Genomic DNA, 26,748 nt, shown 5'->3' with positions numbered 1-26,748 from the left:
CCTGTTTGTTAACAACAAACCCATTAATTATGATTCCATATATTTCAGTGTTATTTAATATGTGTTTGTTGTTTTTTTGCTGTGAAATCGATTGTAATCACGAAAATTGCTGTGGGCATCTCATTTTAATGAACGAAAAAACCTATTGCATAAGCTGATGAAAATTAAGAATTAAATTGATTAGAATATTCTGATTTACGGTTATGGGTAAAATTGATATGAAATGCATCTGAACTCAGCAGGAAGGAGATTTTGTCGATTGTCAGTGCATGAAAAGTCAACGGTGCTTTCGCTTTATTTCTGTAAAATAAAAGCATTCACTGCTTTTTCACTCATTTTAAGGCGTTTTTATTCACTTTAGTCTCTCTGAAAGCTGACTCAGCGAATGCTTAAATTCATCCGCAAAGAGCTTGGTCAGACACTCATTCATGCCATTTATCTTTCGTGTGAAGCAGATCCGGCAAACAGCTGAAAAAAGCATCAACCAGCTGCGGGTCAAAATGGATCCCGCTGTTCTCGCGGATATAATCTGAGGCATCTTCGACAGACCAGGCGGTTTTATAGGGACGTTCGCTGGTCAGGGCATCAAACACATCCGCGATGGCTGTGATTCTGGCTTCAACGGGAATGGCTTCTCCTTTTAACCCGTGCGGATAACCGGAACCGTCCCACTTTTCGTGATGATAAATCGCAATATTACGGGCAATCTGCATCAGCTCGGAGCCGTCATCTTCCAGGATTTCTGCGCCTATCACGGTATGGTCTTTCATCACAGCCCATTCTTCCTGTGTGAGCTTGCCTGGTTTGTTCAGAATGTGCTCAGGAATACCAATTTTGCCGATATCGTGCATGGGGGCAGCATGTAGCAGTGTTTCCGACCAGGAAGCGCTGAATCCGGCGGCAAGCGCAATCGAATGGACGTAATGACTCATACGGATGACATGATGCCCGGTCTCATTATCTTTGTACTCCGCAGCTTTGCCGAGCATCTGAACTACGGACAAACGTGTTGATTTCAGTTCTTCCACCCGAACCAGTGAAAGATGGTTTTTGACCCGTGCACGCACAATCGGAGGGCTGACTGGCTTGGCAATGAAATCTACGGCGCCTAATTCAAAGCCTTGAGCTTCATTTTGTGCATCGGACAGGGCCGTGACAAAAATTACGGGAATATTCCGGGTCTCGATAACCGTCTTTAGTTGCTGGATGACTTCAAAACCGGACAGGCCGGGCATCATGACATCCAGTAAGATTAAATCGGGCTTCTCTGCACATGCCAGCGCCAGTGCCCGGCTGCCATCTTTGGCAAAGATCAGACGATACTCTGAAGAAAGAATATTTTTCAGCACCTGAAGATTCGCGGGTTCGTCGTCCACCAGAAGCAGTGTCTTTCGTTTAAGCATGTTCGATCTCCGTGTGCTGAAGACTGTCCAGATAGTCATTGAGTAAAAGTGCGGCTTGTTCCAGCTCGAAGTTATTCATGGCAGATTCGACCGATTCTGCCAGCGCTTCCGGTAACTGAGTTTTCACTGCCATAAATGTGCTTTCCGGGTTTTCACCCTGCGACAGCTGCCGGGCAATGTTTCGAATGTCCTGTTGTCTCAGCGCCGGCCGCGGCGGGTTGTCAGCTTCACCGGATGTGATCGAACCGGCTGAACTGAGCCGATCATGAATGGCGTTAAAGCGGTCTCGGTACTGGCTGAACAGCGGTACGGTGTTTTGTTCCCGTTGCAACGCCTGCTCCAGTTGCATCATGCAGTGATGGATGGCCGGCAGGCAGAGGTTACCTGCGATGCCTTTTAACCGGTGTATATGGGAAAGGGCTTTCGTCTGACGGCCGCTCAGCAGGCGCGCCAGGTAGTCCGGGTGGTGATGCGTCTGATTGATAAACTTTTGGATCGCAGCGAGCTGGGACTGTTCCGAGCCCCAAAGCTGACGGCCTTTTTCAAGATCAATATGCATCTCAGCGTTGGAAGACTGAGGTCTGGCTTGCGGATCCACATCGACAGCAATACCCATCAGATGGGCGATTTCAGATTTCAGGTCATGAATGTCGATCGGTTTGACAGCAAAGCCGCTCATTCCGGCGGCTAATGCATCACGCCGGTCTTTTTCCAGAACGCTGGCGGTCAGTGCAATGACGGGAACAGGCTGAAGTCCTTCAGAACGTTCATAGGCCCGGATAGCTTTGCAGGCTTCGAGGCCATTCATTTCCGGCATCTGAACATCCATCAGGATAATATCAACCGGTGTGTTCTGAACGATAGTCAGTGCTTCCTGACCTGTTCTGGCTGTCAGCAGATGGTGGTGGTCTCTTTTTAGCAGCCCGGTCATGAGCTCCAGATTCTGCTCGACATCATCAGCGATCAGGATAGTCATTGGCGGGATGTGTATCTGGTGAGTCAGATGCTCTTCCGCTTTCGACGGTTCGCCTCTCTGCAGGGGCAGATCCACTTTGAATGTTGACCCCTCACCCAGCTGGCTGTTGACACTGATATGGCCTCCCATCAGTTCTGCCAGCTGCTTGGCGATGGTGGTCCCCAGTCCCGTGCCGCCAAAACGGCGTGACATGGTTGAGTCTGCCTGAGAGAAGGGAGCAAAGATGGTATGGAGCCGGTCTGCCGCAATGCCGATGCCAGTGTCTTTTACTTGAATGGTGATGCCTTGGGCCCGGCTGGGCGTGAGATTCAGTGTCACAGAACCTCGTTCGGTAAACTTCACCGCGTTGCTGAGCAGATTCAGAATAATTTGCTGGATACGCAGGGGATCCCCCTGGTAAAACTCACTCATCTGCACATCGTAATGCAGGTTCAGTTCGATTCCCTTTTGGTTGGCAATCAGCGATTGAGTCGCGATCAGTTGCTCGCATATCTGGCGCAGGGAAAAATGTCGTGTTGTAAGTTGTGTTGTGCCGCTTTCCAGCTTGGCGGAGTCCAGTACATCATTCAACAGGTTGAGCAGCGTCTGGGCGGAGTTGCGGATTATCCCTAAATGTCTTTGTTGCTCCGGATGCATCTCGCCGTCAAGCATCAGTTCCGAAAAACCGATGATGGCATTCATCGGCGTTCTCAGCTCATGGCTCATATTCGCCAGAAATGTACTTTTCGCCTGGGCTGCAATTTCTGCTTCTTCTTTTGAACGCCTGAGTTCGGCTTCCATTTTTTTCTGCTGGCTGATATCCGTGATGACCCCGACAAAGGTGCTGACACCATGGAGTTTCGATTCACCTAAAGACAGACGGATCGGCTTCATTAATCCATTCTTCTGCAGGGCAGTCACTTCCCGGCCAACCCCGATGATGCGTGCCTGACCGGTTTTCAGGTAGCTGTCCAGATAAGAATCATGTGCGCTTCTATAGGGCTCCGGCATCAGCATGCTGATATTTTTGCCCAGAACTTCGCTCTCATGATAGCCAAGGATGCGCTCAGCCGATGCGTTAAAAGAAAGAATGGTGCCGCGGTGCGAAATTTTGATAATGCCGTCAACCGCGGTGTGAATGGTGGCTTTCAGTTCGGCGGCCGTTTCTTCACTGCGCTGGAACAGCGCGCGATATCTGGCCAGAGCATTCGTGGTGGTAATCAGTAAGCTGAGTGCGACAGTCACGACAGTAATTGTGATGGCCAGCAGGTAATGATGCTGATTGTCGGAGGCAAATTCTGGGTCCGGCTGACCCACAAACCGCGTTGCTTCCATCGCGGTATAGTGCATACCGGCAATCGCTAATCCCATGACGACACTGGCGATGAGCTGAGGGAGGTAACCGGTCAGGTTCAGACGTTTTCTCAGACCAAAGCTGATCCACAATGCCAGTGTGGCCAGGGAAGCAGCAACCACAATCGAAAGCATGAACAGCACAGGATCATACTTCAGGGCAGGTCCAAGAACCATTGCTGCCATACCAATGTAATGCATGGCGCCGATCCCCAGTCCGACCGTTATCCCGCAAAGCAGCAGCCGGGCATTGCTGACGGTCTGCTTGGTCAGCAGATGCAGCGTTACCCAGGAGGCCAGAAAACTGGGTAGAACTGACAGCAGGGTAATGTTGATTTGGTAATTCACCGTCGTACAGAGTTCAAAAGCCAGCATGCCAATGAAATGCATGGCCCAGACACCGACTCCCAGGGATGCTGCGCCTGTCAGAATGTGAATGCGCCGCATGACTTGGGTTGGACTTTGCTTCGCTAATTCAGCCAGAGACAGAGCGAGCAAAGATGCACCGACAGAAATCAACAGGGAGATAGCCACCAGCGTTAAATCATATTCGCCGGAAAACAGCAGGCTGGGGTCTGTGTTGCTGGTGATGAAATAGCGGGAGAATAAATCTGAAATCATTGCTCAGTGATAACCGGCAGCAAACAGGCCCGCAAATACAGAAAGGACAATTGGTGACTTGACGATTCCTGCACCTGACATCACGCTGCATATCGGTGTCGGCGGATAAGTGAATGTTCGGCGCAACATTATCTTTTCAGTCCGGAAGAGTAAACCTTCGTACCGTGAGCTCGTGCCAATAATCAGCGAATGTTCAATCATCTGCTTCTTTTCGGGGCAGTGGGTGATTCAACAAAAGGCAAGAATGTACAAGATGCGTGCTGACTTTTATCGTATCGTGTCTGCGGCGTCGTTGGATGTAAAGTGAGTCAGAGACCATGAAAAATGAACATGTGCCCGAAGTATCGACATCAGCAGAACCTGATGGGCGTGGGTTGTTACTGAACAGGCAGGAAAAGTGGCGGTTATTCAGACAAGGGGCGCTGGCAGTATCACCCTTGTGCATTGCAGTCGTTCCATGGGGATTGTTAGCGGGCTCATTTGCGATTGATGCCGGGCTGGATGTGTTTCAGAGTATGGCGATGTCCGCGATTGTGTTTGCAGGTGCGGCTCAGCTCGTCGCAACCGGTTTGATCAAAGCGGGCGTGGGGCTGTTCACGATTCTGCTGACCACGTTTTTCATCACATCCCGGCATTTGCTTTACAGTATCACCATGAGACAAACCATCAGTCCGCTGCCACTGCGCTGGCGGCTGGGGTTAGGCTTTCTGCTCACCGATGAGCTGTTTGCGTTGTGCGGAAATCAGACACCGCAACGCTTTCAGCCCTGGTATGCCTTAGGTGCAGGGTTATGGTTCTATGTCAGCTGGAATCTCGCCACGATTGCCGGCATTTTCGCGGGTAAGTTTATTCCCAATCTGGAAAGTCTGGGGCTCGACTTTGCGATTGCTGCGACTTTTATTGCCATTGTGATTCCCACAATTCAGCGCTGGCCCGTTCTGGTGGCCGTGGCTGTGGCTTTATTGGCCTCAGTGTTGATGGCTGCACTGGAAATTGAAGGAGGGCTCATGATTGCGAGTTTACTGGCAATGATCTGCGGTTATTTAACGGAACGATGGGTTGGAAATCATCCGATAAATCGTGAAGGTTCTGAAACTCAGCAGGGAGAATTAAAATGACGTGGATCATTATCATCACAATGATGCTGGTTATCTTTGTCAGCCGTTATCTGTTTTTAGAGCCCAGGCTGCCGATAAAGCTGAACCATCAGACACAACGTTTTCTCAGTTACTCGGGTCCTGCCGTATTAACGGCAATTTGGGCGCCTATTGTTTTTTTGCCTGAAAATAATGGGATTGATGTCACTTATCATAACCCATATTTTATCGGCGCTTTGGTTGCAGCAATAATTGCATGGAAAACAAAGAATGTTTTATTCACGGCTGTCCTCAGTATGGTGGTGTTTTTTTGTGCGTCATTTTTTATAAATTAAGACTTTATTGCTTATGCTTTTGATTTAAGTGAAATTCTCTCTTTTGAGAAATGCGGCCGACATAACCTCATTCTATAGTTTACCCATCGTCTCATCTTTCGTAACGCTGCCCGTTTCAGGGCGGCCGATACATGCGTGGAAAATAAGAAAGAGGTTAATATGGCCATGCAAGCATCTAAAGGCAGACAACCGATATCCATCCCTACAAAATTAACCGGAACATTTTTTCTGGTTATTTCGACCATCTTTTCAGCTCATATAGAGGCAAAAAGTGACAATCACAATGAAACCGATTTAAGTTATCTGGAGGAACTTGGCAAACGGTTATTTTTTGAAAATATCTCTGACCCTGAGCGAATGTCATGTGCTACCTGTCATGCCCCGAGTACAGGGGGGACTTACGGTGTTTCCGGTGTGAATTTACATCAGGTCGCTGTGACAGGGGCGAGACCGCATTTAAGACCGCAGGACATTGAGCTTCTGGGCCTGCAAGGTAAAACGACCACGAAAAATGCAGGGACACTGAAACCGCCGACAAATCAGTACACCATTTTCCTCGATAAAAATGGTAACCCCTTTGGTTTAGGGCGCCTGAAAGACCGGGGTGTTGCCCCATGTGGTTTCTTTCCTTGTGGGGGGGCATTCTGGAATGGTCGTGCTCCTGGTGACATCGTTGAACAAACGAATGCAGTGTTTATGCCTTCGGATGCGTCCTGGCTGAAATTAAACGAGTATTCAAAATATCTCGGCCCTCTTGCTGATCAGGCCTTTGCCAGCCCATTTTTGAACCCTGTTGAGCAAAATCACAAGTCAAAATCCGATGTATGTCAGCAAGTTGAAGGTACGAAATGGGGGAGTGAACTGTATTATCTGTCCTGGAATGTGCCTTTAGACTGCCAGAGCGAAGATGGCACGAATCAGGCTTTTGCCCGTTTTGCTGTCGCGCTCGCGGCCTGGCAAATGTCCGCGGATAATAACCGTTTCTCGTCTAAAAGAGATATGGCTCTGGCCAGTGATGCAGACCACAAATTTCCTTTGGATGGATTTACCCAGCTTGAAAATGACGGGCATGAACTTTTCTACGGAGAAGCCGGATGCTCAGCCTGTCATAGCGGTGGCGGAGATGGGACCGATCCGGAGGAACGCTACACGGATGATAGTTATCACTCCATTGGTGTTCCGAGAAACTATGAAATCCCGGGGTCTCCAGAACCAAATCCGGGTGTCGATCCAACGTTGATCCAGTTTGGCCTGACATCAACGGTATTCGGAATCCCGCATGCGTTCAGAGGTCATCATAAAACGCCGACTTTAAGAAACGTTGATAAACGGAAGGGGAAAGGCTTCATTAAGGCTTATACCCATGGCGGCTGGTTCAAGAGCTTAGAAAGTCTGGTGCATTTCTACAATACATCGAATGTGAATGGCGAAACGGCAAAAGGATTTAATATTAAGCGTTGTCCGGAAGGTATCGTGACGGAGAAAGACGCACTGGCGAATAATTGCTGGCCTGCACCTGAAATTAATTCACCGTTCAGTTCGTTAGGGGCGGTTAACCCGGCCACGGGAAGAACGTTCACCGGAGATTTAGGGTTAACTGAGTATCAGGAATCAGCAATTGTGGCGTACTTAAAAACGCTGTCGGATACCACAACCATAGAACCACCGAAGCCTTATCAATCCAGCAGTCAACAGAAGAAAAAATAGTGTGGTAAAACAGAATAAAGAAAGCGAGATTTAATCTCGCTTTCTTTTTTTCAGCATATTCTGCCTGAGGCTAAGGCCTTGGCCCGATTGGGACCATGATGTGCTGGTAAGGTGTATCTTTCCACATCACGTAAGGGCCGCCGTTATTTGGATCCGTCGGCAGCGAATCCAGCAGGGCTTTATCCGGTGTGATGATCATCAGGTGTGGCCCTTCGACAATCCACTGGTTGTCGGCTGTTTCACTTTCGGCATAGGGGTCAGTATTACTGGCACCGCCATCACCACCCAGCATATAAGATATTCCGATGGTTTTAATTTCAACGGGTTGCTTGTTCATCCAGGCCTTTGCCCAATCCATCCATGGGCCGTCCATACACATGGGCGCCTTTCCTTTTAACTGTGGCGGGGTTGGGAAGCAGGTATAATTACTGGTTCCTTTTTGTAACACATTGTTATCCCAGTCCATCACGGTGACTTTGTCTTTGAGTGTCGGGGGCGCCGCACTCAGGGCATCCTCCAGCATTGCTTGTTTGTCATCAGCTTGAGCGGTGCCCTGCATCGCCAGTGCCATTACAGCCAGAGAAAGATAGTAGTGATATTTCATACCGTTATCCTTAGTAGAATCACGGTGCCGAGTAGGTATCACCTAAGTATAGTTGGCAGTCATTTTCCTGAAGCACAATCGATTCAAATCCTGCCGGTTCTGATTTGTTGCGGAAATTGAGCGAAGGCTCTTGAATGATATCGTTGGGCTTCGCTCTTATTAAATCTGTCCAATTCCGCGGCTTGTGAGACTAGTCTTATCCGGAGGCGTTTGTGAAACCAGAAGACGAAAACCTGAAAATTACCGTGTGCAATCCGAAGCAGGAAAAACAGCGCGTCAGCACGTTGCACCTGCGAAGTAAATTAAAGTCAGACCTGAAATGGTCGCATCTTTGTCTGAGTATGCATTCTTAGTTGGCTTAATATTAAGAACAACAAGATGAACAGAGGCTCCTTGAATAAGGCATGGCAATGACAGATAAGCAAAAAAAATTCCTGAAAGACCCGATTCATACAGCACTTCTCTCACTGGCGATTCCAATTATTCTCACCAATATTCTTCAGTCGGCTTATCAGTTAACGGATGCATTCTGGGTTGGTCGGCTGGGTGCATCGGAAGTCGCTGCTGTATCGGTCAGCATGCCGGTTACTTTCTTAGTCATAGCGCTGGGTTCCGGACTGGCGATGGCAGGCGCGACCTTATCGGCACAATACATGGGCGCCGGGAAAAGAGACAAGGTGAATCATGTCGCTGCTCAGACCATGCTGATGGTCGCTTTTACTTCGGCGATATTGGGAATAGGCGGTTATTTGCTTTCACCGTACTTTCTGACATTGCTGGGGGTGAGCGATAAGGTTTTTGATGATGCCCTGAAATTCATGCATGTCTCCTTTATCGGGGTTATTTTTGTGTTTCTGTTTGCCATGTTTCAGTCGCTGATGCGGGGCATCGGACAGATCAAGATCCCGTTGCTGATTGTATTGGGTACTGTGATTTTGAACTTCTTTCTCGATCCGCTGTTTATTTTCGGATACGGCAGCTTTGAAGGCCATGGCGTGATGGGGGCCGCACTGGCAACCCTGGTCACTCAGTCGATTGCCGCGATGTTAGGACTGACTGTATTTCTTCGCGGAAACCATGGCATCAAACTGGAGTGGCATCACTTTAAACCTGACTTTGCCTATATCCGGAAGGCGTTTTTTCTCGGAGCACCGGGATCGGTCGAATTGTCGGCGCGGGCATTGGGAACCATCATCCTGTCATTTCTGGTTGCAAGCTTCGGCACAGTGACGATTGCGTCTTATGGCGTGGGCGCAAACCTGTTGCAGTTTGTCATGATTCCCGCCATGGGGTTATCAATGGCTGTATCCACCTTAGTGGGTCAGAACATTGGTGCGAATCAGATCGACCGCGCTGAAAAAATCACCTTACTGGGAACCCTGTGGGGATTTCTCGGGCTGACGCTGATCGGCGTTGTTGCCTATGCGCTGGCCCCTGATCTTGTCGCTGTTTTTATTCCCGACGATCCGGCAGTCATTGCCGAAGGCGCTCACTTTCTGCGAATTATGTGCCTGACCTGGGGCGGGATTGGAATCCAGCTTTGTGTGGTTTCTGCCTTCAGGGCTTCCGGGAATATGCAAAATGCCATGATGGTCGCTCTGGTCTCACAATGGATGGTGCAATTCCCGCTGGCTTATGTCCTGTCAAAACACACCACGCTGGCTGATCGTGGCATCTGGTGGTCTTTTGCGGTCACCAATGTGGTCGTCGCGATTTTTGCTTTCATCTGGTTTCAGCGGGGGACCTGGAAGAAAACCCGGATTACCGAAGAAGAGCAGCAAATTGCTCATATTTGTGATGAAGCCATGATTGAAAAAGGCAGTCAGTAAAATGCCTGACGCTACTGATTCCGGTAGTGTTGCTTGAACTGCTGCGGCGTCTGCTTAAACGCCATCCGGAAGGCTTCGATAAACGCAGAGACGGACTGGTACCCAATGTGATGAGCAACGTCCTGCACCGCTTCATCCTGCTCCAGCAAAGTCAGGGCTGTCATCAGTCTCAGTCTTTGCCGCCATTGCGGAAAAGTCAGCTGTACCTCCTTGTTGAACAGCCGGGACAGGGTTCGCTCTGTTGCTCCCGTCTGTGAGGACCACTCTGCCAGGGTTTTCGGACTGCCGGGACAGCTCAGTAATTCATGGACAATGGGCTGAAGACGCCGGTCGGCAGGCATGGGCAATTCCAGAGAGCTGTCTTTTTCTGCCCGCAGCTCGTCTTCAAATACGGTCAGCAAGTTCAGGACACGGTCGGACAGCGGCTGCCCGATGTGAACATTCTGGGTCAGCTTCAGGATCAGTTCTCTCAGAAACGGACTGACTTCAATCGGCTGGCAGCTGTTCGGCAGCGCTTTGCAGAAAGCCGGGTTCAGATAGATTCCGATAAAAGAGGCATCCTTCATCACGTAAGATTCATGGACTGTGCGCGCAGGAATAAACAGTGCCCGGTGATGAGGGACATAAAAGTGATGCGACTCAGTCCGGCTTTTCAGTAATCCTCTGGAAGGGTAGATCACCTGATGCCATTCGTGCTGGTGAGGTTTGTCATGGTAGCCCTTCGTCATGTTTACGGTCTTGATCAGTACAGGCTGTTTCGGAAAAGTCGCGATCAGCGTATTACTGCTTGGCAATGGACTTGTCTGGTTATCGGTATTTAGTGTCATACTGCCGCTATCTGTTGTGAGTAATTGTGCATAGTATTAGCACGTCTCTAATCATAATGACGGTAAGGACCATAATGAAAGTTCATTTTTTGATTCATGAAGCCTTTGAAGGACCAGGTGCATTGCTTCAATGGGTCGATCAGCGAAATTATTCAACCAGCTATTCCCGGGTTTATCTGAGAGAAGCTTTGCCAGCGCATGGCGACGATATGGATCTGCTTGTGGTGTTGGGCGGGCCGCAGAGCCCGGCGACAACGACTGAAGACTGTCCGCATTTTGATGCCGCAGCGGAAATTGAACTGATCCGCAAAGCACTGGATGCGAAAACGCCTGTGGTTGGTTTTTGTCTGGGGGCACAGTTGCTGGGAGAAGCGCTGGGGGCAAAGTATTCACGTAGTCTGGAACCTGAGGTCGGTTGTTTTCCGATTGTGCTGAACAAGCATGCCCGTTTAGACCGAAAATTTGAGGGATTTCCGGCGCAGCTGGTTGTCGGGCACTGGCATAACGACATGCCGGGGCTGACACCCGCTTGTCAGGTGCTGGCGACCAGTCTGGGATGTCCCCGGCAGATTATCCGTTACTCGTCATTAGCCTATGGTTTTCAGTGTCATCCTGAGTTTACCCGTGAATCGGTCACCGGGATGATTGAGCATGCCGGTGCCGATCTTGAGGGGGCAGGGACGCAGCCCTTTATCCAGACTGCTGCACAGTTACTGGACTATGACTACAGCGAAATGAACCGGGCACTGTTCGGGTTTATGGATGCGCTGGTGGCTGAATCACAAATACACAGACGAGGTTGAGTCAACCGACATCGATTTCACAAGCCATTGCTGAAAAGCCAGAACTGGTGCTGAATGGCGATGTCTCTCTGGCACGACCGTATAGTATTCCAGCCCTGACGGTGTCACAGGCCGCAGGGTTGGATGTGGTGTCAGCCAGCCTTGATCCAAAGCCTGCTCTATTTCCCATTGAAGGCAAAAGCAGCCAGCCTCTGTCTGGAAATAATCTGCCGATGAATCAGAAATGAAATGATCGAGACCGTTGTGACCAGGATACAGAACCCAATGATTGCAGGTACATTGAGGTTAATGAGCAGCAAGCCAATCGCAATGACGAAAACATGATGAAATAAATAAACCGTATAGGAGGCGTCTGACAGGAACAGGATTCTCCGGGAAGGCGCATTTAAAAAGCGGTAAAAGAGGCCGAAACAAAGCGTGATAGCCATCCAGACTGTCAGCTCTTTCAGGTACACGGAAATTATCTTAGTGGTTAGATGACTGTCCGGAATAATGTTCGCTGCAAGCAGCGACGTGATGAGGATGGCTGTCAGTGCAACAGAAAGTTTGTACTGACAGAAACGCTGAAAAAATCGCGGTTCACTGGCGAGAATCAGCCCGAACAAAAAGTAAGGCAAATAGTGAATGAGCTCATAGGTATCAATTAATCCATAAACGTTTGAATAAATGGGAACACCGATTTTATTCAACGATAAAAATTCCAGTGAGAGGACGGGTAAAAGAAACAGAAGCACAGACACGGGTAACCGGGCTAACACGGTGTTCATCGCGGTGACCCAGGGTTTTGAAACGGGTCTGAAGATTGCAAAACCAATTGCAGTGACCAGAAAATAGATCAACAAAACCACCAGAAACCAGAGATGGGAAATATATTGCCCTTCGTGCAGGTAGGGCATGACTTCAAAATACTGCCAGTGGCTCTGGTTCAAGATCAATGCCTGCACCGTGTTGACCGTGAGTGCGGTAAAAAAGAAGGGAATCGCCAGCCGTTTGAATCTGACCAGGATAAATGTGCTGAATTGATATTTTCTGAAGGTCAGCACGCAGAAGAAACCGGAGACGACAAAAAAAGCCGGCATCCGGAACGTATGAATCACATCAATGAGGTCAGTCATGAGCCAGCTTGTATTCTGGCTGTAAATGAGCCAGGAGTGTTCAGGATTAAAGACCTCAGCAGAGTGCAGGACAACGCCCAGGACCATCAGGGTTGCTCTCATTGCATCCAGGAAGTAGAACCGCTCCGGCTGTTGGGCTGCACCCACCGTATTTTGACCTGAGTTTTTCAGCATCAGCCATCTCCACTTTGCAGCAACACAGTTGTTCTGCACTGAAATTAAGTGTAGCCAAGGGAGATCGCCAGGTCGTTTCTTGTGGTCGATTTCGGGCAAAATAATTCAGTTGTTCTGTCAGGTTTTCTGGCCGGAAAGCAATTTTATCCGCCATTGTAACAACGCTGTGCTCAACTGAGGGTCACCCGGGCGCATCAGAATAAACAGGACGCCCGCCAGAATAAAACCGGCAGCCATGATCTGCAGGATGCCGACGGTCTCATCGTAAAACAGATACCCGCCTGCCAGTCCAAACACAGAAACCATCAGATTGATCGGAGCGACGGTACTCAGCGGATATTTCACCAGCATGCGATTCCAGATCCAGTAGCCGAATACGGTGGTCGGGTAGGCCTGAAACAGGACCGAAAAGGTGGTATAGCCATGCCAGTTGTGAAAAGCGTGCTCAATCATTGCAGTTCCATGCAGTGACAGAGCGAAAATCAGCAGCGGCACCGGGGCAAACACCATACCCCAGATACTGAATGCAAAGGCTTGCGTAGTGCCGGACTTTTTCACAATCGCACTGACCAGACTCCACGACAGTGCGGAAACCAGAATCAAAGCCACGCCTTTGAGGGTCACTGTGCCGTCTGTGGCCATCAAAGACAGTGCTAATCCACTGGCAGCCAGGAGTGCACCAATCAGTTTGGTTTGAGTGAACTGCTCCTGAAACATCAGATAGCCGAACAGCAGGCCAAAAATGACATTGGTTTGCATCAGTACAGATGTCATACCCGCTGAAAGACCTGCGGTGATTGACCAGGACGCGAGGCCCCAGACACCCACGCCAAAAAGAACCCCATAGCTGATCAGGTAGCGCCAGGGCACATCAGGTTTTTTCACGAAAAAGATTAACGGTATTGTGGCGAGGGTAAAGCGGACTGCTGTTATCAGCATCGGATCCACATCACTGACTCCGAGTTTGATCACGGAAAAGTTGATTCCCCAGATGAACATCACGAGCAGGCCCAGTAAGGCATCTTTGAAAGCCATGCGTTTTCCCTCACTTGTTATGGATTCAATTTTCATTTTGCATTGCTGTCCGGGTGCGGTGCAGATACAATTTTTGAAAATAAAAAGAGTACAGTTGGCGTGTGAACGGAGGCAATCCATGAGGTACAAGCAGCTTGCGGAACAATACGTGCTGGATATTCAGGCGGGAAAGCTGGCCGCACAATCCCGGATGCCTTCGCTCCGTCAGTTCGCCAGCCTGCATCAGGTCAGTATGACGACTGCACTGAATTGTTATCAGTCGCTGGAGGCATTGGGCTGGATTATTGCGAAGCCGCAGTCGGGGTATTTTGTGGCAAGGCGAGGCAGCCAGAACCTGCCCGCACTGGAACAGTTCGAAAGCCGTCTGGCGGCGGTATCTGACTATCAGCCTCAGGCCGGGCAGATCCCGGACAGCCAGCATGCCGGGCCGCTGGGTTATTCACGATTTGAAGTCGGCGCAGAGCTGGCAAAGCAAATGGGGCAGAGTTTTCGCCGGGCGCATCAGCGACTGGGAGAGCGGATGAGTTTCTATCCGGTGTCTCAGGGAGAGCCCATGCTGCGCCAGGTTTTGGCTGCGCATTTCACGCAGTACGGTTTTCATTTTCAGCCGGAGCAGCTGGTGATTACCAACGGCTGTATGGATGCCATCCGGACCGCCATTGACGTATGCACCCGGCCGGGAGATACAATTGCCATCAGTTCGCCCTGTTTTAATGGCTTGCTGACCCTGTTGCGGGAAATGTCGCGCAATATTGTCGAAATACCGTCGGTGGCAACCGGGATCGATCTGGATCAGCTTGACCATCACATGCGGCTGGGGACCATTCAGGCCGGTCTGTTTTGTACGACTCACATGAATCCGCAGGGAATCACCATGTCACCGGCACAGAAACAGCGACTGGCGGACATGGCGGCACAGTATCAGATCCCGGTGATCGAAGATGATGTGTACATGGAGTTGCCACACAGCAACACCGTGCCGCTGCCTGCCAAATATTACGATAAATCCGGCTATATACTCTGGTGTGGTTCAGTCTCAAAAACACTGGCGGCCGGCTATCGGTTAGGCTGGTGTCTGCCGGGACGGTACCTGGAGGCCTACCTCCGTAAATTTCGTGCCGGGTGTTTCGGGGTTGCATTGCCGGTACAGCTGGCCATCGCCGATTTTATTGACAGCGGGCAATATGGACGTCATCTGAAGAACAGACGTTTTGCGTTACTGACCAACAAGCAGCGATACACGGAGTATCTTCAGCAACAGCTTCAGGATGCCGTGCGGATCAGTGATCCGGCTGGCGGTATGGTCCTGTGGCTCCAGCTTCCGGGGATGGCAACGGCGAAACTGAAACATCTGCTGGCTGATGCGCAGCTGGACATTCGTTTAGGTGAATTCTTTACTTGTCGTGATTTTTACCGGGACAGCTTGCGGATCAATATCGGTTTTGCATTGCCGGAGGCCGGGGAGCCGGATAATGCGGCCATGCAGGCGCTGGATTCTCTGACTCAAGTGCTGAAACAGGTGAGTCCGGCTCAACCGGACCATGTCTGAGAGATGTTGTCAGAAAACAGACAATGGTGACATTGCGGCGACAAAACGGTGCTGAGCATGAGTATACTCACAGGTTTGGGTTCAGAGGAAAATTTTGTTGAGAGTGGTCTGGTTTGCACTGATTTTTATGGCGTTGCCCGCATCTGCACAGTCAGGCGGAGCGTCGTCCGTGCCATCAATTCAGCAACAGTGGCAACAATTTACTGATCGTCTTGCGGCGATTGATGCTGACCAGATAATTTCGCAGCAAACACTTAATCAATTTCCCCAGTCTTTGCTGCTTCCGGCCAGCCAGTATCCGGATCTGGCAACATTCAGCTGGCAGCAACTGAAAACCCTTTATACCGTTCACCAGAACTGTGAATTGCCAGCGGAAGATCCGATGGTACAGAGCCCGGCCTGGCAGCAGGCGATGCAGTTTGAATGGCTGTTGTGCCAGGCTGGGGAACTGACGTCAGACTGGAATTCGGTGTTGTCAGCACTGCATCCGGCTGGGGGCAGCTATGCTGACCGGTATCTGGCCTATCTTCAAGGGCAAGCGGATCAATCTGTCGTCAGGGCATTTCTGCAGGAACATGCAGGCAATCTGACACTGGCCAATCCTGAGCATCCTTTGCACGAAGCTATGGCTTCACTCTCTTCATCCGGCAAAACAGCGCTCTTTGAAGGATATCGTTTTTATCTCAGTAATCATGGCCAGCTGTGGCGAAATCACCCCGGGGGCATTGACGTACTTCGTACAGAACAATGGGAGGACGTTGCTGATGAGGCCGGGTTGTCTGTCACTTCACTGGATGCTCAGGATCATCAGAATTGCGTCATGCAATACAGTAACTTATGCATTTCACCTGTACCCGAACGTCCTTTGTGGTGGCAGGCGGCACTGGTGCTTTTGCTGGTGGCGGTGCCGGGGCTGGCACTGAAGATGCTGCTGGAGCGGCGGCGTGCACTGAAAGAACGTCAGTTTATTTTGCAGTTACTCACCCATGAACTGAGAACGCCTGTGACCAGTATGGGATTCACCGTGGAACAGTTTCGTGATGAGTTTGATCATCTCAGCGGCCCGGCGCAGGATGCATTCTACAGACTTTCCGGCGATTACCAGCGCTTGTCCCGCCTGACTGCGGCCAGCAAAGGCTTCCTGAGTGACAGGCAGGATGCGATGGCGGAAGGCGATCTGGCTTTGTTCTCCGACTGGCTGGATGCAGTGACTGAACCGTACAACCTCAGTTATCGACTGACAGGCGATCAGGAAATCGCGCTGCCGTATTACTGGCTGGGTGTGTGTCTGGACAACCTGATACGCAACGCACTCATTCATGGTGAGCCTCCAGTGCGCATTGAAGCAAAGATCACCGGGGAAAAAATCTGGATTGAAATCAGCGATCAGGGGCAGTCATCACCCCGGCGTCTGCTGTGGCGGCGTGTTGCGTCTGATGGCGGGAAAACCGAAGGAAAAACGACGGATCACACAGATGGAATGGGGATTGGCCTGATGATTGTCAGGCGCATCATGAGACGGCTGGGCGGCAAATTAACTGAACATCGTCAACCGACAAGATACAGACTGGAGTTACCCAGATGAGTCAGATATTACTGGTCGAAGACGATCATTTACTGGGGGAAGGGCTGTCTCGTTATCTGGCTGGCCAGGGGTACAGCTGTCGCTGGATCAAACGTATGGCTGATGTCGAAAAGTACTGGTATCAGGCTGATTTGGTGGTGCTGGACCGGCAATTGCCGGAAGGAGACAGCGTCCAATGGCTGCCGGAATGGCTGACCAAAAAAGCGTTGCCGGTGATTATTCTGACGGCAAAAACAGAAGTGGCGCACCGGGTTGAAGGATTGGGGGCCGGAGCAAAGGACTATGTCATCAAACCTTTTGCGCATGAGGAACTGCTGGCCCGGGTTCAGGCGCAACTGCGGCCGCTGGGCGAGGTTGAGATCCGTTACAAAAGTCTGGTGGTGAACCTGTCCGGTCAGTCTGTGCAGGAGAACGGGCAAACCGTGCCATTGAAGCCGAAAGAATTTCAGCTGCTGGCCTTGCTGGTGCAAAACCCCAACCGGGTGTACCACAGAGATGAATTGCTCAACAAAGTTTGGGGATTTCAGGCATTTCCGTCGACACGGACGGTCGATAATCACGTTTTGCATCTTCGGCAGAAACTGCCTGCGCTGGAAATCGAAACGGTGCGCAGTGTCGGCTACCGGCTCAGAGGAGAATAACCGTGTTGAACCGGCTTTCTTTCAGGAAACGATGGCGGCTCTCATGCCTGCTTGCCAGTCTTGCTTTGCCAGCGGCTGCGGGTCCGTTCCCGACCAATCCGGCTGACTGGTTCATGACGACGCCGTTACAGTCTGTGTATCAGGCATTGGTCGAGGATCAGACTGAGCTGGCATGGCAGGAGTTGCAGCTTACTTTGCAGCAGCATGCATCGGTGCCGGTATCCCAGTGGCAACCTGTGTTTCAGCAGATCCTGAATCAGTCCGATTGCGGTCGGCGTCTGGGAGCACCTTTATCTCTGGCAGACAGTACTCAAACCGCGATGCGGATTTCATTGTCCCTCCAGCATAAAGTGAATCTTCATCAGCAGGTGCAACAGTTAAAAGTTGCCATTGAAGGCGCCGGCCAGTCGTTGACTATTGTACTGACCGACAGAGCAGGGAAGCCCTGGCTGAGTGGTATCGTGACACCCGATAAAGAAGGTTACGCAGAGCTGGAAAGCGCTGAGTGGTTTCAGCCGGTACCTGATGGGGGGTATCTGCTGCAGGTCGGGAAACAGACTTATCCGTTGATTCTGGTCTCAGCGTGGCTGCCCGGTTCAGCAGCGCCGGTGACATTTCAGGATAAGCGTCAGACGGAGAGCCCGTTTCTGTTTCCCTCGCCGGAAGTCACACCTGCGCGCCGGTGTCAGGTTTCCCGTCGTCTCTGGCAATGGCTGGATGGCACTTATCAGTTGGCTGCACCGCTGGAAGCTGTCCAGCTCGACAACCAGAGGCGGGGAATCATACCGGCATCCGTCCCCGCGGATGCTGAATGGCTGAGCGCTGTGGTGGCATCGCGCTATTTTCAGGGTAGTCTGGATATTGAACAGGTATACCGCGTGACTTTGCCGGTCAGATATCTGCATGTGAGTCGTCCGTGAATGGCGAGCAGGCGATAATGAAGACACTGGGGTGACAATTCGCAATGATGGCTCACGTCTAATACCTGTATCGAAACAAACAGGTATTTACATGAAAACAGCACTTTTCCCTCAAACCCATGTTGCCCGATTTTCTTTCTCTGCTGCTTACAAACCCCTATTACTGCTGGTTTGTTCGGCTTTTGCAGCGCCAGCGACACATGCAGAAATGTTGTCTCTGCGCGATCAGAACCAGCAGGTCCGGCTGGACCCTCAAACACTGGCTATTGACTGGATCGCTGATGGTCAGACATACGCAGTGAACCAGGCCAATGCCAGTGTGGATGGTTTACGCCAGTCGGTGCGTCAGCTGCCGCAGACACAGGCCAATGTGCTGTCGTGGTTGTGGTTACCGAGCAATATTCAGGTCAGTGCCCGGCTGGAGGCGAATGATCTGAGTTTGCAGTTTGAAAGGAATGCGGATCAGCGTATCAGCCGGAATCAACCGGTACGCTTAAATTGGTTTGACTTACCCGAGGAATTTGCAGACGCCCTGTTATTACCGCTGAATGAAGGCCTGCGCGTCCCGGTCCGTCATGAAACCTGGGCCTCTTATCTGCAAAATGAGTATTCCGGCAGTAATACCACCCAAGATTTGAAAATGCCGTTCTGGACGGTGTCGGCTCACCCGGTGAGTACGGCCAAAAAAACGGCCAGCCATGAAAACAAGGCAGCCTCTGCCGATCGTTTTTTCTCTTATCTGTTACTGAATCCCTTTAATAACCGGATTGATTTCAGAGACTTGTCAGGTCAAAAGACCAAAGGGCAACAGGCTGCGGTCGAGATGACATCCAGTCATCTGTTTACGGCTCTGAACCGGAAAGAGCCCTTTCAGCTCTTGATTCACATGGGCATGGACAACCTGTCGGGAGCTAGCCGTTTCCGTCAGTGGCGGGAAGCGCAAGGAGAGCGGGACAGCCTGAGCGATAAGGCCGCACGCAACCCGAATGTCAGGAAGATGATTGGTGCCAGTCATGTCTATCTGTTTGGCTCGGACGGCATCGCTGAGCAGGATGTGACCGATTGGGCTGGACTGATGCAATGGTTTTTCAGCGATACAAACCTGAGTCCGTTTGCTGATCAAGAAGCGGTCCGGGAACTGATGCCGCTGACGCAATCGAATGGAAAGATCCGGTTGAACCTGTACCAGAAGCGGTTATTAGTTGAGGCGGTCAACCGGTCTCTGGCGGCTCAGTTTCCTTTCAGTGCGCCTCAGGTGGACGAGGATGGCATTGCCAGACAATACGAAGCTGTCCGTCAGCGAAAAGCCTATCTGAAGGATCATGCGGCCCGTTTTCTGATCGCTCCCTCGCTGTGGGGGCAGAGTCTGTCACAACCTGTCCTTCAGACTTTTCAAGCTGCCGGGCTGAACCGTCTCTGGATTGGGCTGGATAACTGGTTGCCCGCATTTTTTCAGCCGGAGGTGGTGGATCAGGCGAAACAATCGGGTTATCTGGTGGCAACCTATGACTCCTATAACACCGCCATTCACGTGACCGATAATGAAAGCTGGCTGACCGCGCATCTTCCGGAATCTGTCAGGAAGGCATGTGCAATAGAAAATGCCGACGGCAGCAAGCAGCGTGGTTTTCGCGGACAAGGCAATTACCTCAATCCGGGCTGTGGAACTGATTATGTGAAACGACGGGCTCAGCACATTATGAAATTCGGACGGTTTAACAGCCTGTTTTTAGATGTGGATGCAACCGGTATGGCGCGTGAAGATTATACCGTCCGGCCACATCTGTCAGGTTCAGAGCCGGAGTCCGGCATGTCTGAGCAAAGAATGACTGAAGCTTTTAATGCCCGAATGTCATGGATGAGTGAGCAGGGCATGGTGCTGGGTTCGGAAGACGGTAACAGCATCACAACTCGTGGGGTGGTGTTTGCGCATGGTATGGAAACCACGGGATTTGGCTGGACAGATCCGGATATGAAACGCAATCGTCGTTCGCCTTATTTTCTGGGGGCCTGGTATCCGGATCAGAAACCAGCGTTTTTCTTCCGGTCTGCTCAGGTGAAGGAGCCCTACAGGTCGCTCTTTTTCACACCGGCGTTTAAGGTCCCGTTGTATCAGGCTGTGTTCCATGATGAGCTGATGAACACACATCACTGGCATATGGACAGTCTGAAGTTTTCGGATGTGAAAGGTGTCCGGGATCTTGCCGGTATGCTCTATAACACACCGCCGATGGTGCATCTGAGCCGGGATGAAGCGCAGTCGACGGATTTACCGAGAATCAGGGCATTGCAGCATTATCAGCAGGGATTTGCGCCTGTGCATCAGGTGCTCTGGGATAAAGCCCTGGTCGGTTTTGACTGGCTGGATAAGGACGGAAATATTCAGCAAACCCGTTTCAGTGACGGCAGTCAGATTGTCGCGAACTTTACGAAAAAGTCGAAGGTTGTCCGGATCGGCGACGACACGGTGACGCTGCCAGCGATGAGTTTCCGGGCTGAATTGCAGTCCGGGGACGGTCAGAAACCCAGTATTGTGATGTGGACATCCGGGGTGTACTGAGCCTTTGAGCCGGTTCCTCGCTATGAAAATGAATCAGTGGCAGCCGTACTGCCACTAATTCACGCGGGGTTACTGTTGCCTGATGATATATTCCAGCGCGCCGACGATAGCCGCGACTTGCGCGTCATTACACTCTGACGGTGTGACCAGCGGACTGTCCGGATACACTTCCGTGGTGGAAGTGTACAGGCAGTCAGACAGGCCGGCACACAGTCCCAGTTTTTTCAGCGGATAATCAATCACCCCTTCCTGAGAGACCGGAGAACCGATGATGTTGCCTTCATCATCTGCGGGTGCAATGTGTGTCACTTTGCGTACTTCATCAATAATGGCTTTCTGGAAGGCATCGTGCGGGTTCGCGGTGTCACCGACCACATAGAAGCCATCCGGGATGGTACCCGGAATATATTCAACACCATCACGGGCTGCCAGCGCCGGACGAAATTCAGTTTCATCCGTGTCCGTGGTTTCGTGCAGATCAATATGGGCAAGAATCTCAATGTCCATATCGTTCACCATTTCCATCAGTGCGGCAGACTCTTCAGCCGGACTGTTGTCGTAAAAAGAACGATTGGGATCGATTGCGTTCGGGTTCCAGCGATTGATGGTTTCGTATCCCCACGGGCTCACGCAGGGAGCGACCAGAAGGTTGAAAAACTGGCTGTAGTGTTCAGCTTTTTGATCCACAAACTGGATTGCGCCGTGCACGCCACTGGTTTCGTAACCGTGGACACCGCCTGTCACCAGCACTGTTGGCTTCTGGTCACTCCAGTTTTTAGAACAAATGGCAAACAGCGGGTATTTATCGGTGTCGTAGGACAGGGCACCGTACTGAAATACATCGAAGCGTGTTTTCAGGGCGTCAATCTTTGTTACGACTTCGTCCTGATAAGAACGCTTGATACTGAGCTGCGCCAGCCACTCCGCTTTTTCTTTCATGGTCCATTTCTGGCCGGGAGTGCCGATAGGGTAGGTACGTTTACTGCTCATGACTGTCCTTTCTGATTTATCTTTGCGACGTCAGAAGCTTACTCCTCCTGACATACAGGTTCAAATGTTCAGGATTTTAATGAGGCACCATTGGTGCGTATGACATCCTGATACCAGAAAAAGCTTTGCTTGCGGCGGCGCTCCAGGGTGCCGCTGCCGTCATCATGCCGATCGACATAAATATAGCCGTAGCGCTTGCTCATTTCCGCTGTTGAGTTTGCGACCAGATCAATCGGCCCCCAACTGGTAAAACCCAGCACTTCAACACCATCCGCAATGGCTTCCCGGGCCTGAACCAGGTGATCGTTGAGATAAGCAATACGGTAATCATCCTGGATCTTGCCGTCCTCATTCACCACGTCTTTGGCTCCCAGGCCGTTTTCCACGATGAAGAGCGGCTTCTGGTACCGGTCATACAACAAGTTGAGCAGATAACGCAGGCCTTTGGGATCAATGAGCCAGCCCCATTCACTTTTATCAAGATAAGGATTCGGTACACTGTCGACGATATTCCCCACTTCTTTTTGTTTCGGATCGGCACTGGCACAACCGCTGGCATAGTAACTGAACGAAATGAAATCAACACTGGCGCTGGCGAGAATGTCGAGGTCACCGGGCATAATTTTCAGTTCAATCCCCTGATCCCGGAAGTAACGCAGCATATAGCCCGGATATTTTCCCCGGGTCTGGACATCACCAAAAAACAGCCATTTGTTGTTCTCATGCATGGCTGCCAGCACATCGTCAGGACTGCAGGTGTAAGGGTAGTTCACGGCGCCCAGCAGCATGTTGCCGATTAGTGCGTCAGGAATGATTTCGTGACACAGAATGACGGCTTTGGCACTGGCGACAAGTTGGTGGTGGATTGCCTGGTAAATGGCTTGTTCATTCGCATCTTCCGGCAATCCTACGCCCGTAAATGGCGCATGCAGGGACATGTTGATTTCATTGAATGTCAGCCAGAGTTTCACTTTGTCTTTGTAACGCTCAAAGACGGTCCGGGCGAAGCGCTCAAAGCACTCGATCACCCGACGGCTTGACCAGCCGCCTTCGTTTTCCACCAGCCCGAATGGCATCTCATAATGTGACAATGTCACAAATGGTGTGATCTGATGTTTTGCCAGTTCATCAAAAATGCGATCGTAAAAAGCCAGTCCGTCCTCATTGGGTTCCGGTTCATCTCCGTTCGGATAAATGCGTGTCCAGGCGATGGACAGCCGCAAACAGGTAAATCCCATTTCTTTGAACAGTGCAATGTCTTCCGGATAACGATGATAAAAGTCGATCGCCAGATCTTTAATGCCGGGTGTTCGCTGTTCGGCCAGTTGATGCGGACTCAGAATCCCTTTGGGCAGGAGATCGGCCGTAGATAATCCTTTGCCGTCCTGATCAAAGGCACCTTCAACCTGATTCGCAGCGATGGCGCCGCCCCACAGAAAGTTGGCCGGAAATGTTTGCATGATATTTTCTCTCAATGCTGATGAGCCTGATTCGATACTAGCAAAATTGTTGATAAAGCTGATTGAATGAAGGGTGAACAAAAAGCGATTGGCTGTGTGAATGAATGATGTTCAGGTGGCGGGAGATGAAAAAAAAGCCCCTGCAAGCGAGGGGCAAACGTACACATGCATTTCCCAAAAACATGGAGAACTTTAATTTAGCGTTCCTGACAAAAGATGGCTTGATTCAGATCAATCGAATCACTTTCTCTGCAAAATAAAGGAATTTGTCATCAAAGCCTGTTTTCTTTCGCTCAGATCAATATTTGCGACGTTCCTGAGATGTTGTGATTGAAATTTGTGATATTTGCTCAGTATTGACAGCTTCGGTTCATGGAGACAGGCGGAAGAATCAGGTAGGCTGACCAGTCAGTAATATTGGCAACACTGTCTGATAAGCAGGGTATGCCTGTCAGTCCTACCAAGAAAGGTCGAACTCAATGATTCAATTGCACCATCTGAACAAATCCCGTTCCAAGCGTATTATCTGGTTGCTGGAAGAATTAGGCGTGGATTATGAAGTGATTCCGTATCAGCGCGATAGCGTCACATTTCTTGCGCCGCCAGAATTGAAAACGGTGCACCCTTTAGGGAAATCACCGGTGATTGTCGACGATGGTCTGGTTGTCTCGGAGTCTGGTGCGATCACAGAGTATCTGATTGATAAATACGGCAAAGGCCGACTGGTACCACAACGCGGCACACCGGCTTACGTTGCTTATTTGCAGTGGATCCACTTTGCAGAAAGCTCTGCGATTCTGCCATTGTTGCTTAAGATGTTTGTCGAAAAAGACGGTTGTGAAACGAATTTTCTTGCCGGATATGCAGATGGAGAGATTGCGAAAGTGATGTCTTATTTTGATCAGGCTCTGGCAGGTAAAAAATATCTGGTGGAAGACACATTGAGTGGTGCTGATATCATGATGTCTTTCATCGTCGAGATTTTACAGAACAATCAGGTTCTCAGGAATTTCCCGAATATTGCCAGTTACGCACAACAGCTGGCGTCACATCCGGCGTATCTGAAATCGAATGATATTGAAGCTCATTTCAACCAATGAATGCATGCATGAATATCTGAACAGATAACATCTGTCATTCTGCTCCTTTGGCTGCGGCCAAAGGAGCGTTTGTGCCGGTTTAATCTGAAGCATTATTTCTGCGATCGACCACCGCAGCCCGGCGTGCGGCGGCCACGCCCAGTCCGATCAGCAGGAAGGGGATCACGGCAGCTGTGACTTCAGCCCAGGCAAAATAAGCGATATCTTTCATCAGTACAAAATGACCAAGTACCACCAGAAAAACACAAATGATGGCGACAGGGATTAAACTGACTTCGTCTGAAGGCTTCGTGGTTTTCTTCATGTTGCGACCCTTAATCAAGCAAGAGTCGTCATTTCAGCACAGGTGTCTGTTCCCTTACCTATACAGTTACTCAATTAAATTACCGAACAGTTTCATGCTGTGGTTCAGCTTCACATAAACATTGCCTCGCCAGTTGCCCCAAGGTTTGAATCGCCGTTCGGATCTGATCCGTCATCGGATAGGAGTAATTCAGCCGGACATGCCTGAGATCATCCTGCCGGACACTGAACAGAGTGCCGGGTGCGATCGCGATATGTCGCTCCAAAGCCAGTTCATAAAACGTTCTGCAGTCGAAAGGAGACGGAAAACCGAGCCAGAGGAAATAACCGCCATCCGGGTCTGATACCTGAGTACAGGCAGGAAAAAATTCTTCAATGGCAGCCAGCATCTCGGTTTTGCGTATCTGAAGCGCTGCACGTAGCTTGCGCAGGTGGTTATCGTATCCGCCATGGCGCAAGTAATGACTGATACCCAGCTGTGCGGGCACGCTGCTGGAAATGGTTGAGAGAAATTGCTGTCGTTGAATCTGTTCGCTGTGGGGGCCTGCCACAACCCAGCCAATCCGGAACCCGGGAGACAGGCATTTTGAAAAGGAGCTGCACAGAAGCACCCGGTTGTTTGGGTCAAAGGCTTTCGCCGGTAAAGGCCGGTCTTCAGAGAAATACAGCTCGGCGTAAACATCGTCTTCAACCAGATAGGCGTCATGATGATCGAGCAGCTCAAGCAGCCGTTTTTTCTTTTCATTGCTCAGCGTGTACCCAAGCGGATTCTGAAAATTGGTCATCAGCCAGCAGGCTTTGATCGGGTAAGCCGCCAGTTTTTGAGCCAGCACCTCCAGATCTAAACCCTGTTCGGCAGAGGCAGGAATTTCTATCGGGTTCAGTTTCAGTCGTTCAATGGTCTGCAGGGCGCCGTAGAAGGTGGGCGATTCAATTGCCACGTAATCACCGGGTTGTGTGACTGCCTGCAGGCTTAAATTCAGAGCTTCCAGACCACCGCTGGTAATCACCAAATCATCCGGCATCACCTGAATGCCCTGCTGCACGTAACGTTGTGCGATGAGCCGGCGTAACTCATAGCTGCCGGGCGGTAAATTGGTCAGGGCACTGTCGTCTCCCATTTTGCGTGACGCACTGGCCAGACTGCGGACCAGTTCCTGCTGCGGAAATAAGCAGGCGTCAGGAAACGCGGAACTGAAGGGAACAAATTCACCGCTTTTGGTGCGTTGAAACACATCATAAAGCAGATCATTGATTTGCAGGGGAGCCTGGCTGTCCTGGTGAATTTGTTGTTCTGCATCGATCAGCTGCCTGATATTCGGTGCAACGAGATAGCCGGATTGCGGCTTGGCAACCAGCCAGCCTTCACTTTCCAGTAACTGGTATGCCTGAAGTACGGTCGCCGTACTGACATCGGATTGTCTGCTACAGGCCCGGACAGAGGGGATTTTTTCACCCGCACGCCAGATCTGTTGCCGGATCTGTTGTTTTAACTGTCTGGCAAGTGATTGATATTTAGTCATTTGTTTGTGAGCTTTCTTGAGATAAGCAGAACATATCATGCCTTAAGGTTAACGCAAGCGAGCAAGCCCGTATCTGATGATTGCGTTGGGTTTTGCTGAGTTCAGGATGAAGAATCTGGCTGGCTGTCACTGTCAACAAACTGATAGATAACTGTCATCCATATTTCGGCGGACTGTCATACACACTCCCTAGCATATTCAAACGTAAATTGGACTAGTCCACATTTGCCATGGAATCAAAACAAGATAAGGGAAAAAA

Annotated in this window: 21 protein-coding genes; 11 read left to right on the top strand and 10 right to left on the bottom strand. The window is 50.5% G+C overall.

Translation table 11 applies throughout. From position 1 onward, the window contains the following. Positions 1–422 precede the first annotated feature (422 nt). Both ACYP03_RS15900 and ACYP03_RS15895 read right to left on the bottom strand, forming a co-directional pair. Positions 423–1,403 carry an HD domain-containing phosphohydrolase gene (locus ACYP03_RS15900; protein WP_459780937.1) on the bottom strand — a complete coding sequence of 327 codons (981 nt, stop codon included), beginning with the start codon at positions 1,401–1,403 and terminating at the stop codon, positions 423–425. Further along, the gene (locus ACYP03_RS15895) at positions 1,396–4,332 is read right to left on the bottom strand and encodes an MHYT domain-containing protein (RefSeq protein WP_459780935.1); all 2,937 of its coding nucleotides are present in this window, start codon (positions 4,330–4,332) and stop codon (positions 1,396–1,398) included. Before ACYP03_RS15895 ends, ACYP03_RS15900 begins: the two co-directional genes overlap by 8 nt. 317 nt (positions 4,333–4,649) lie before the next feature. Here ACYP03_RS15895 and ACYP03_RS15890 point away from each other — a divergent pair, with 317 nt between their 5' ends. The 3 genes from ACYP03_RS15890 (at position 4,650) to ACYP03_RS15880 (ending at position 7,471) form a co-directional block, all read left to right on the top strand. Next, positions 4,650–5,450, top strand: coding sequence for an AzlC family ABC transporter permease (locus tag ACYP03_RS15890; RefSeq protein WP_330960187.1), 801 nt, complete (start codon positions 4,650–4,652; stop codon positions 5,448–5,450). After that, complete coding sequence (locus ACYP03_RS15885; protein WP_248142112.1) at positions 5,447–5,764, top strand: AzlD domain-containing protein; 318 nt, start codon at positions 5,447–5,449, stop codon at positions 5,762–5,764. Before ACYP03_RS15890 ends, ACYP03_RS15885 begins: the two co-directional genes overlap by 4 nt. Before the next feature lie 135 nt (positions 5,765–5,899). Then, complete coding sequence (locus tag ACYP03_RS15880; protein ID WP_459780933.1) at positions 5,900–7,471, top strand: cytochrome-c peroxidase; 1,572 nt, start codon at positions 5,900–5,902, stop codon at positions 7,469–7,471. Positions 7,472–7,541: 70 nt separating this feature from the next. On the opposite strand, the gene ACYP03_RS15875 is transcribed toward ACYP03_RS15880, so the two are convergent. Continuing rightward, the gene (locus tag ACYP03_RS15875) at positions 7,542–8,075 is read right to left on the bottom strand and encodes a hypothetical protein (protein ID WP_459780932.1); all 534 of its coding nucleotides are present in this window, start codon (positions 8,073–8,075) and stop codon (positions 7,542–7,544) included. A gap of 410 nt (positions 8,076–8,485) precedes the next feature. Between ACYP03_RS15875 and ACYP03_RS15870 the strand changes: the two genes are divergently transcribed. Beyond that, complete coding sequence (locus ACYP03_RS15870) at positions 8,486–9,904, top strand: MATE family efflux transporter (RefSeq protein WP_459780929.1); 1,419 nt, start codon at positions 8,486–8,488, stop codon at positions 9,902–9,904. 11 nt (positions 9,905–9,915) lie between these two features. On the opposite strand, the gene ACYP03_RS15865 is transcribed toward ACYP03_RS15870, so the two are convergent. Continuing rightward, positions 9,916–10,731 carry an AraC family transcriptional regulator gene (locus ACYP03_RS15865; RefSeq protein WP_459780927.1) on the bottom strand — a complete coding sequence of 272 codons (816 nt, stop codon included), beginning with the start codon at positions 10,729–10,731 and terminating at the stop codon, positions 9,916–9,918. A gap of 74 nt (positions 10,732–10,805) precedes the next feature. On the opposite strand from ACYP03_RS15865, the gene ACYP03_RS15860 reads away from it, so the two are divergent. After that, on the top strand, positions 10,806–11,534 hold the full coding sequence (locus ACYP03_RS15860) for a glutamine amidotransferase-related protein (protein WP_248142116.1): 729 nt from the start codon (positions 10,806–10,808) through the stop codon (positions 11,532–11,534). Positions 11,535–11,692: 158 nt separating this feature from the next. Here ACYP03_RS15860 and ACYP03_RS15855 read toward each other — a convergent pair whose 3' ends face one another. Together ACYP03_RS15855 and ACYP03_RS15850 are read right to left on the bottom strand one after the other, a co-directional pair. Continuing rightward, entirely contained in the window at positions 11,693–12,823 is a 1,131-nt protein-coding gene (locus tag ACYP03_RS15855; protein ID WP_248142117.1) for an acyltransferase family protein, read from the bottom strand. Positions 12,824–12,940: 117 nt separating this feature from the next. Continuing rightward, entirely contained in the window at positions 12,941–13,858 is a 918-nt protein-coding gene (locus tag ACYP03_RS15850; RefSeq protein ID WP_330960180.1) for an EamA family transporter, read from the bottom strand. 118 nt (positions 13,859–13,976) lie between these two features. Between ACYP03_RS15850 and ACYP03_RS15845 the strand changes: the two genes are divergently transcribed. From ACYP03_RS15845 to ACYP03_RS15825, 5 genes are all read left to right on the top strand, one after another. Further along, the gene (locus ACYP03_RS15845) at positions 13,977–15,407 is read left to right on the top strand and encodes an aminotransferase-like domain-containing protein (protein WP_248142119.1); all 1,431 of its coding nucleotides are present in this window, start codon (positions 13,977–13,979) and stop codon (positions 15,405–15,407) included. Positions 15,408–15,510: 103 nt separating this feature from the next. Beyond that, complete coding sequence (locus tag ACYP03_RS15840) at positions 15,511–16,992, top strand: ATP-binding protein (protein WP_459781069.1); 1,482 nt, start codon at positions 15,511–15,513, stop codon at positions 16,990–16,992. Next, positions 16,989–17,633 (top strand): response regulator transcription factor, encoded by a 645-nt coding sequence (locus ACYP03_RS15835; RefSeq protein ID WP_459780924.1) that lies wholly within the window; start codon positions 16,989–16,991, stop codon positions 17,631–17,633. The genes ACYP03_RS15840 and ACYP03_RS15835 overlap by 4 nt, the downstream gene beginning before the upstream one ends. A 2-nt stretch (positions 17,634–17,635) precedes the next feature. Continuing rightward, entirely contained in the window at positions 17,636–18,553 is a 918-nt protein-coding gene (locus tag ACYP03_RS15830; RefSeq protein ID WP_459780922.1) for a DUF2861 family protein, read from the top strand. Positions 18,554–18,644: 91 nt separating this feature from the next. Beyond that, positions 18,645–21,113 (top strand): glycoside hydrolase, encoded by a 2,469-nt coding sequence (locus tag ACYP03_RS15825; RefSeq protein WP_459780920.1) that lies wholly within the window; start codon positions 18,645–18,647, stop codon positions 21,111–21,113. Positions 21,114–21,182: 69 nt separating this feature from the next. Here ACYP03_RS15825 and ACYP03_RS15820 read toward each other — a convergent pair whose 3' ends face one another. Together ACYP03_RS15820 and ACYP03_RS15815 are read right to left on the bottom strand one after the other, a co-directional pair. Next, on the bottom strand, positions 21,183–22,103 hold the full coding sequence (locus ACYP03_RS15820; protein ID WP_248142123.1) for a M14 family metallopeptidase: 921 nt from the start codon (positions 22,101–22,103) through the stop codon (positions 21,183–21,185). A gap of 68 nt (positions 22,104–22,171) precedes the next feature. After that, entirely contained in the window at positions 22,172–23,563 is a 1,392-nt protein-coding gene (locus ACYP03_RS15815; RefSeq protein ID WP_459780918.1) for a glycoside hydrolase family 1 protein, read from the bottom strand. Between the two features lie 479 nt (positions 23,564–24,042). Between ACYP03_RS15815 and ACYP03_RS15810 the strand changes: the two genes are divergently transcribed. Continuing rightward, positions 24,043–24,663, top strand: coding sequence for a glutathione S-transferase family protein (locus ACYP03_RS15810; RefSeq protein ID WP_459780917.1), 621 nt, complete (start codon positions 24,043–24,045; stop codon positions 24,661–24,663). Between the two features lie 79 nt (positions 24,664–24,742). Here ACYP03_RS15810 and ACYP03_RS15805 read toward each other — a convergent pair whose 3' ends face one another. After that, on the bottom strand, positions 24,743–24,967 hold the full coding sequence (locus ACYP03_RS15805) for a hypothetical protein (RefSeq protein WP_248142126.1): 225 nt from the start codon (positions 24,965–24,967) through the stop codon (positions 24,743–24,745). Positions 24,968–25,046: 79 nt separating this feature from the next. Next, entirely contained in the window at positions 25,047–26,489 is a 1,443-nt protein-coding gene (locus ACYP03_RS15800; protein WP_459780916.1) for an aminotransferase-like domain-containing protein, read from the bottom strand. Positions 26,490–26,748: the final 259 nt, after the last annotated feature.

The sequence above is a fragment of the Photobacterium sp. R1 genome (assembly GCF_054600795.1).
This window is presented reverse-complemented; position numbering and strand designations above follow the sequence as displayed.

What these genes read in the sequence shown, in the direction of transcription:
- ACYP03_RS15900 (WP_459780937.1), bottom strand. Translation starts at nt 1,403, where the DNA reads ATGCTTAAACGAAAGACACTGCTTCTGGTGGACGACGAACCCGCGAAT.
- ACYP03_RS15895 (WP_459780935.1), bottom strand. Translation starts at nt 4,332, where the DNA reads ATGATTTCAGATTTATTCTCCCGCTATTTCATCACCAGCAACACAGAC.
- ACYP03_RS15890 (WP_330960187.1), top strand. Translation starts at nt 4,650, where the DNA reads ATGAAAAATGAACATGTGCCCGAAGTATCGACATCAGCAGAACCTGAT.
- ACYP03_RS15885 (WP_248142112.1), top strand. Translation starts at nt 5,447, where the DNA reads ATGACGTGGATCATTATCATCACAATGATGCTGGTTATCTTTGTCAGC.
- ACYP03_RS15875 (WP_459780932.1), bottom strand. Translation starts at nt 8,075, where the DNA reads ATGAAATATCACTACTATCTTTCTCTGGCTGTAATGGCACTGGCGATG.
- ACYP03_RS15870 (WP_459780929.1), top strand. Translation starts at nt 8,486, where the DNA reads ATGACAGATAAGCAAAAAAAATTCCTGAAAGACCCGATTCATACAGCA.
- ACYP03_RS15865 (WP_459780927.1), bottom strand. Translation starts at nt 10,731, where the DNA reads ATGACACTAAATACCGATAACCAGACAAGTCCATTGCCAAGCAGTAAT.
- ACYP03_RS15860 (WP_248142116.1), top strand. Translation starts at nt 10,806, where the DNA reads ATGAAAGTTCATTTTTTGATTCATGAAGCCTTTGAAGGACCAGGTGCA.
- ACYP03_RS15855 (WP_248142117.1), bottom strand. Translation starts at nt 12,823, where the DNA reads ATGCTGAAAAACTCAGGTCAAAATACGGTGGGTGCAGCCCAACAGCCG.
- ACYP03_RS15850 (WP_330960180.1), bottom strand. Translation starts at nt 13,858, where the DNA reads ATGGCTTTCAAAGATGCCTTACTGGGCCTGCTCGTGATGTTCATCTGG.
- ACYP03_RS15845 (WP_248142119.1), top strand. Translation starts at nt 13,977, where the DNA reads ATGAGGTACAAGCAGCTTGCGGAACAATACGTGCTGGATATTCAGGCG.
- ACYP03_RS15835 (WP_459780924.1), top strand. Translation starts at nt 16,989, where the DNA reads ATGAGTCAGATATTACTGGTCGAAGACGATCATTTACTGGGGGAAGGG.
- ACYP03_RS15825 (WP_459780920.1), top strand. Translation starts at nt 18,645, where the DNA reads ATGAAAACAGCACTTTTCCCTCAAACCCATGTTGCCCGATTTTCTTTC.
- ACYP03_RS15820 (WP_248142123.1), bottom strand. Translation starts at nt 22,103, where the DNA reads ATGAGCAGTAAACGTACCTACCCTATCGGCACTCCCGGCCAGAAATGG.
- ACYP03_RS15815 (WP_459780918.1), bottom strand. Translation starts at nt 23,563, where the DNA reads ATGCAAACATTTCCGGCCAACTTTCTGTGGGGCGGCGCCATCGCTGCG.
- ACYP03_RS15810 (WP_459780917.1), top strand. Translation starts at nt 24,043, where the DNA reads ATGATTCAATTGCACCATCTGAACAAATCCCGTTCCAAGCGTATTATC.
- ACYP03_RS15805 (WP_248142126.1), bottom strand. Translation starts at nt 24,967, where the DNA reads ATGAAGAAAACCACGAAGCCTTCAGACGAAGTCAGTTTAATCCCTGTC.
- ACYP03_RS15800 (WP_459780916.1), bottom strand. Translation starts at nt 26,489, where the DNA reads ATGACTAAATATCAATCACTTGCCAGACAGTTAAAACAACAGATCCGG.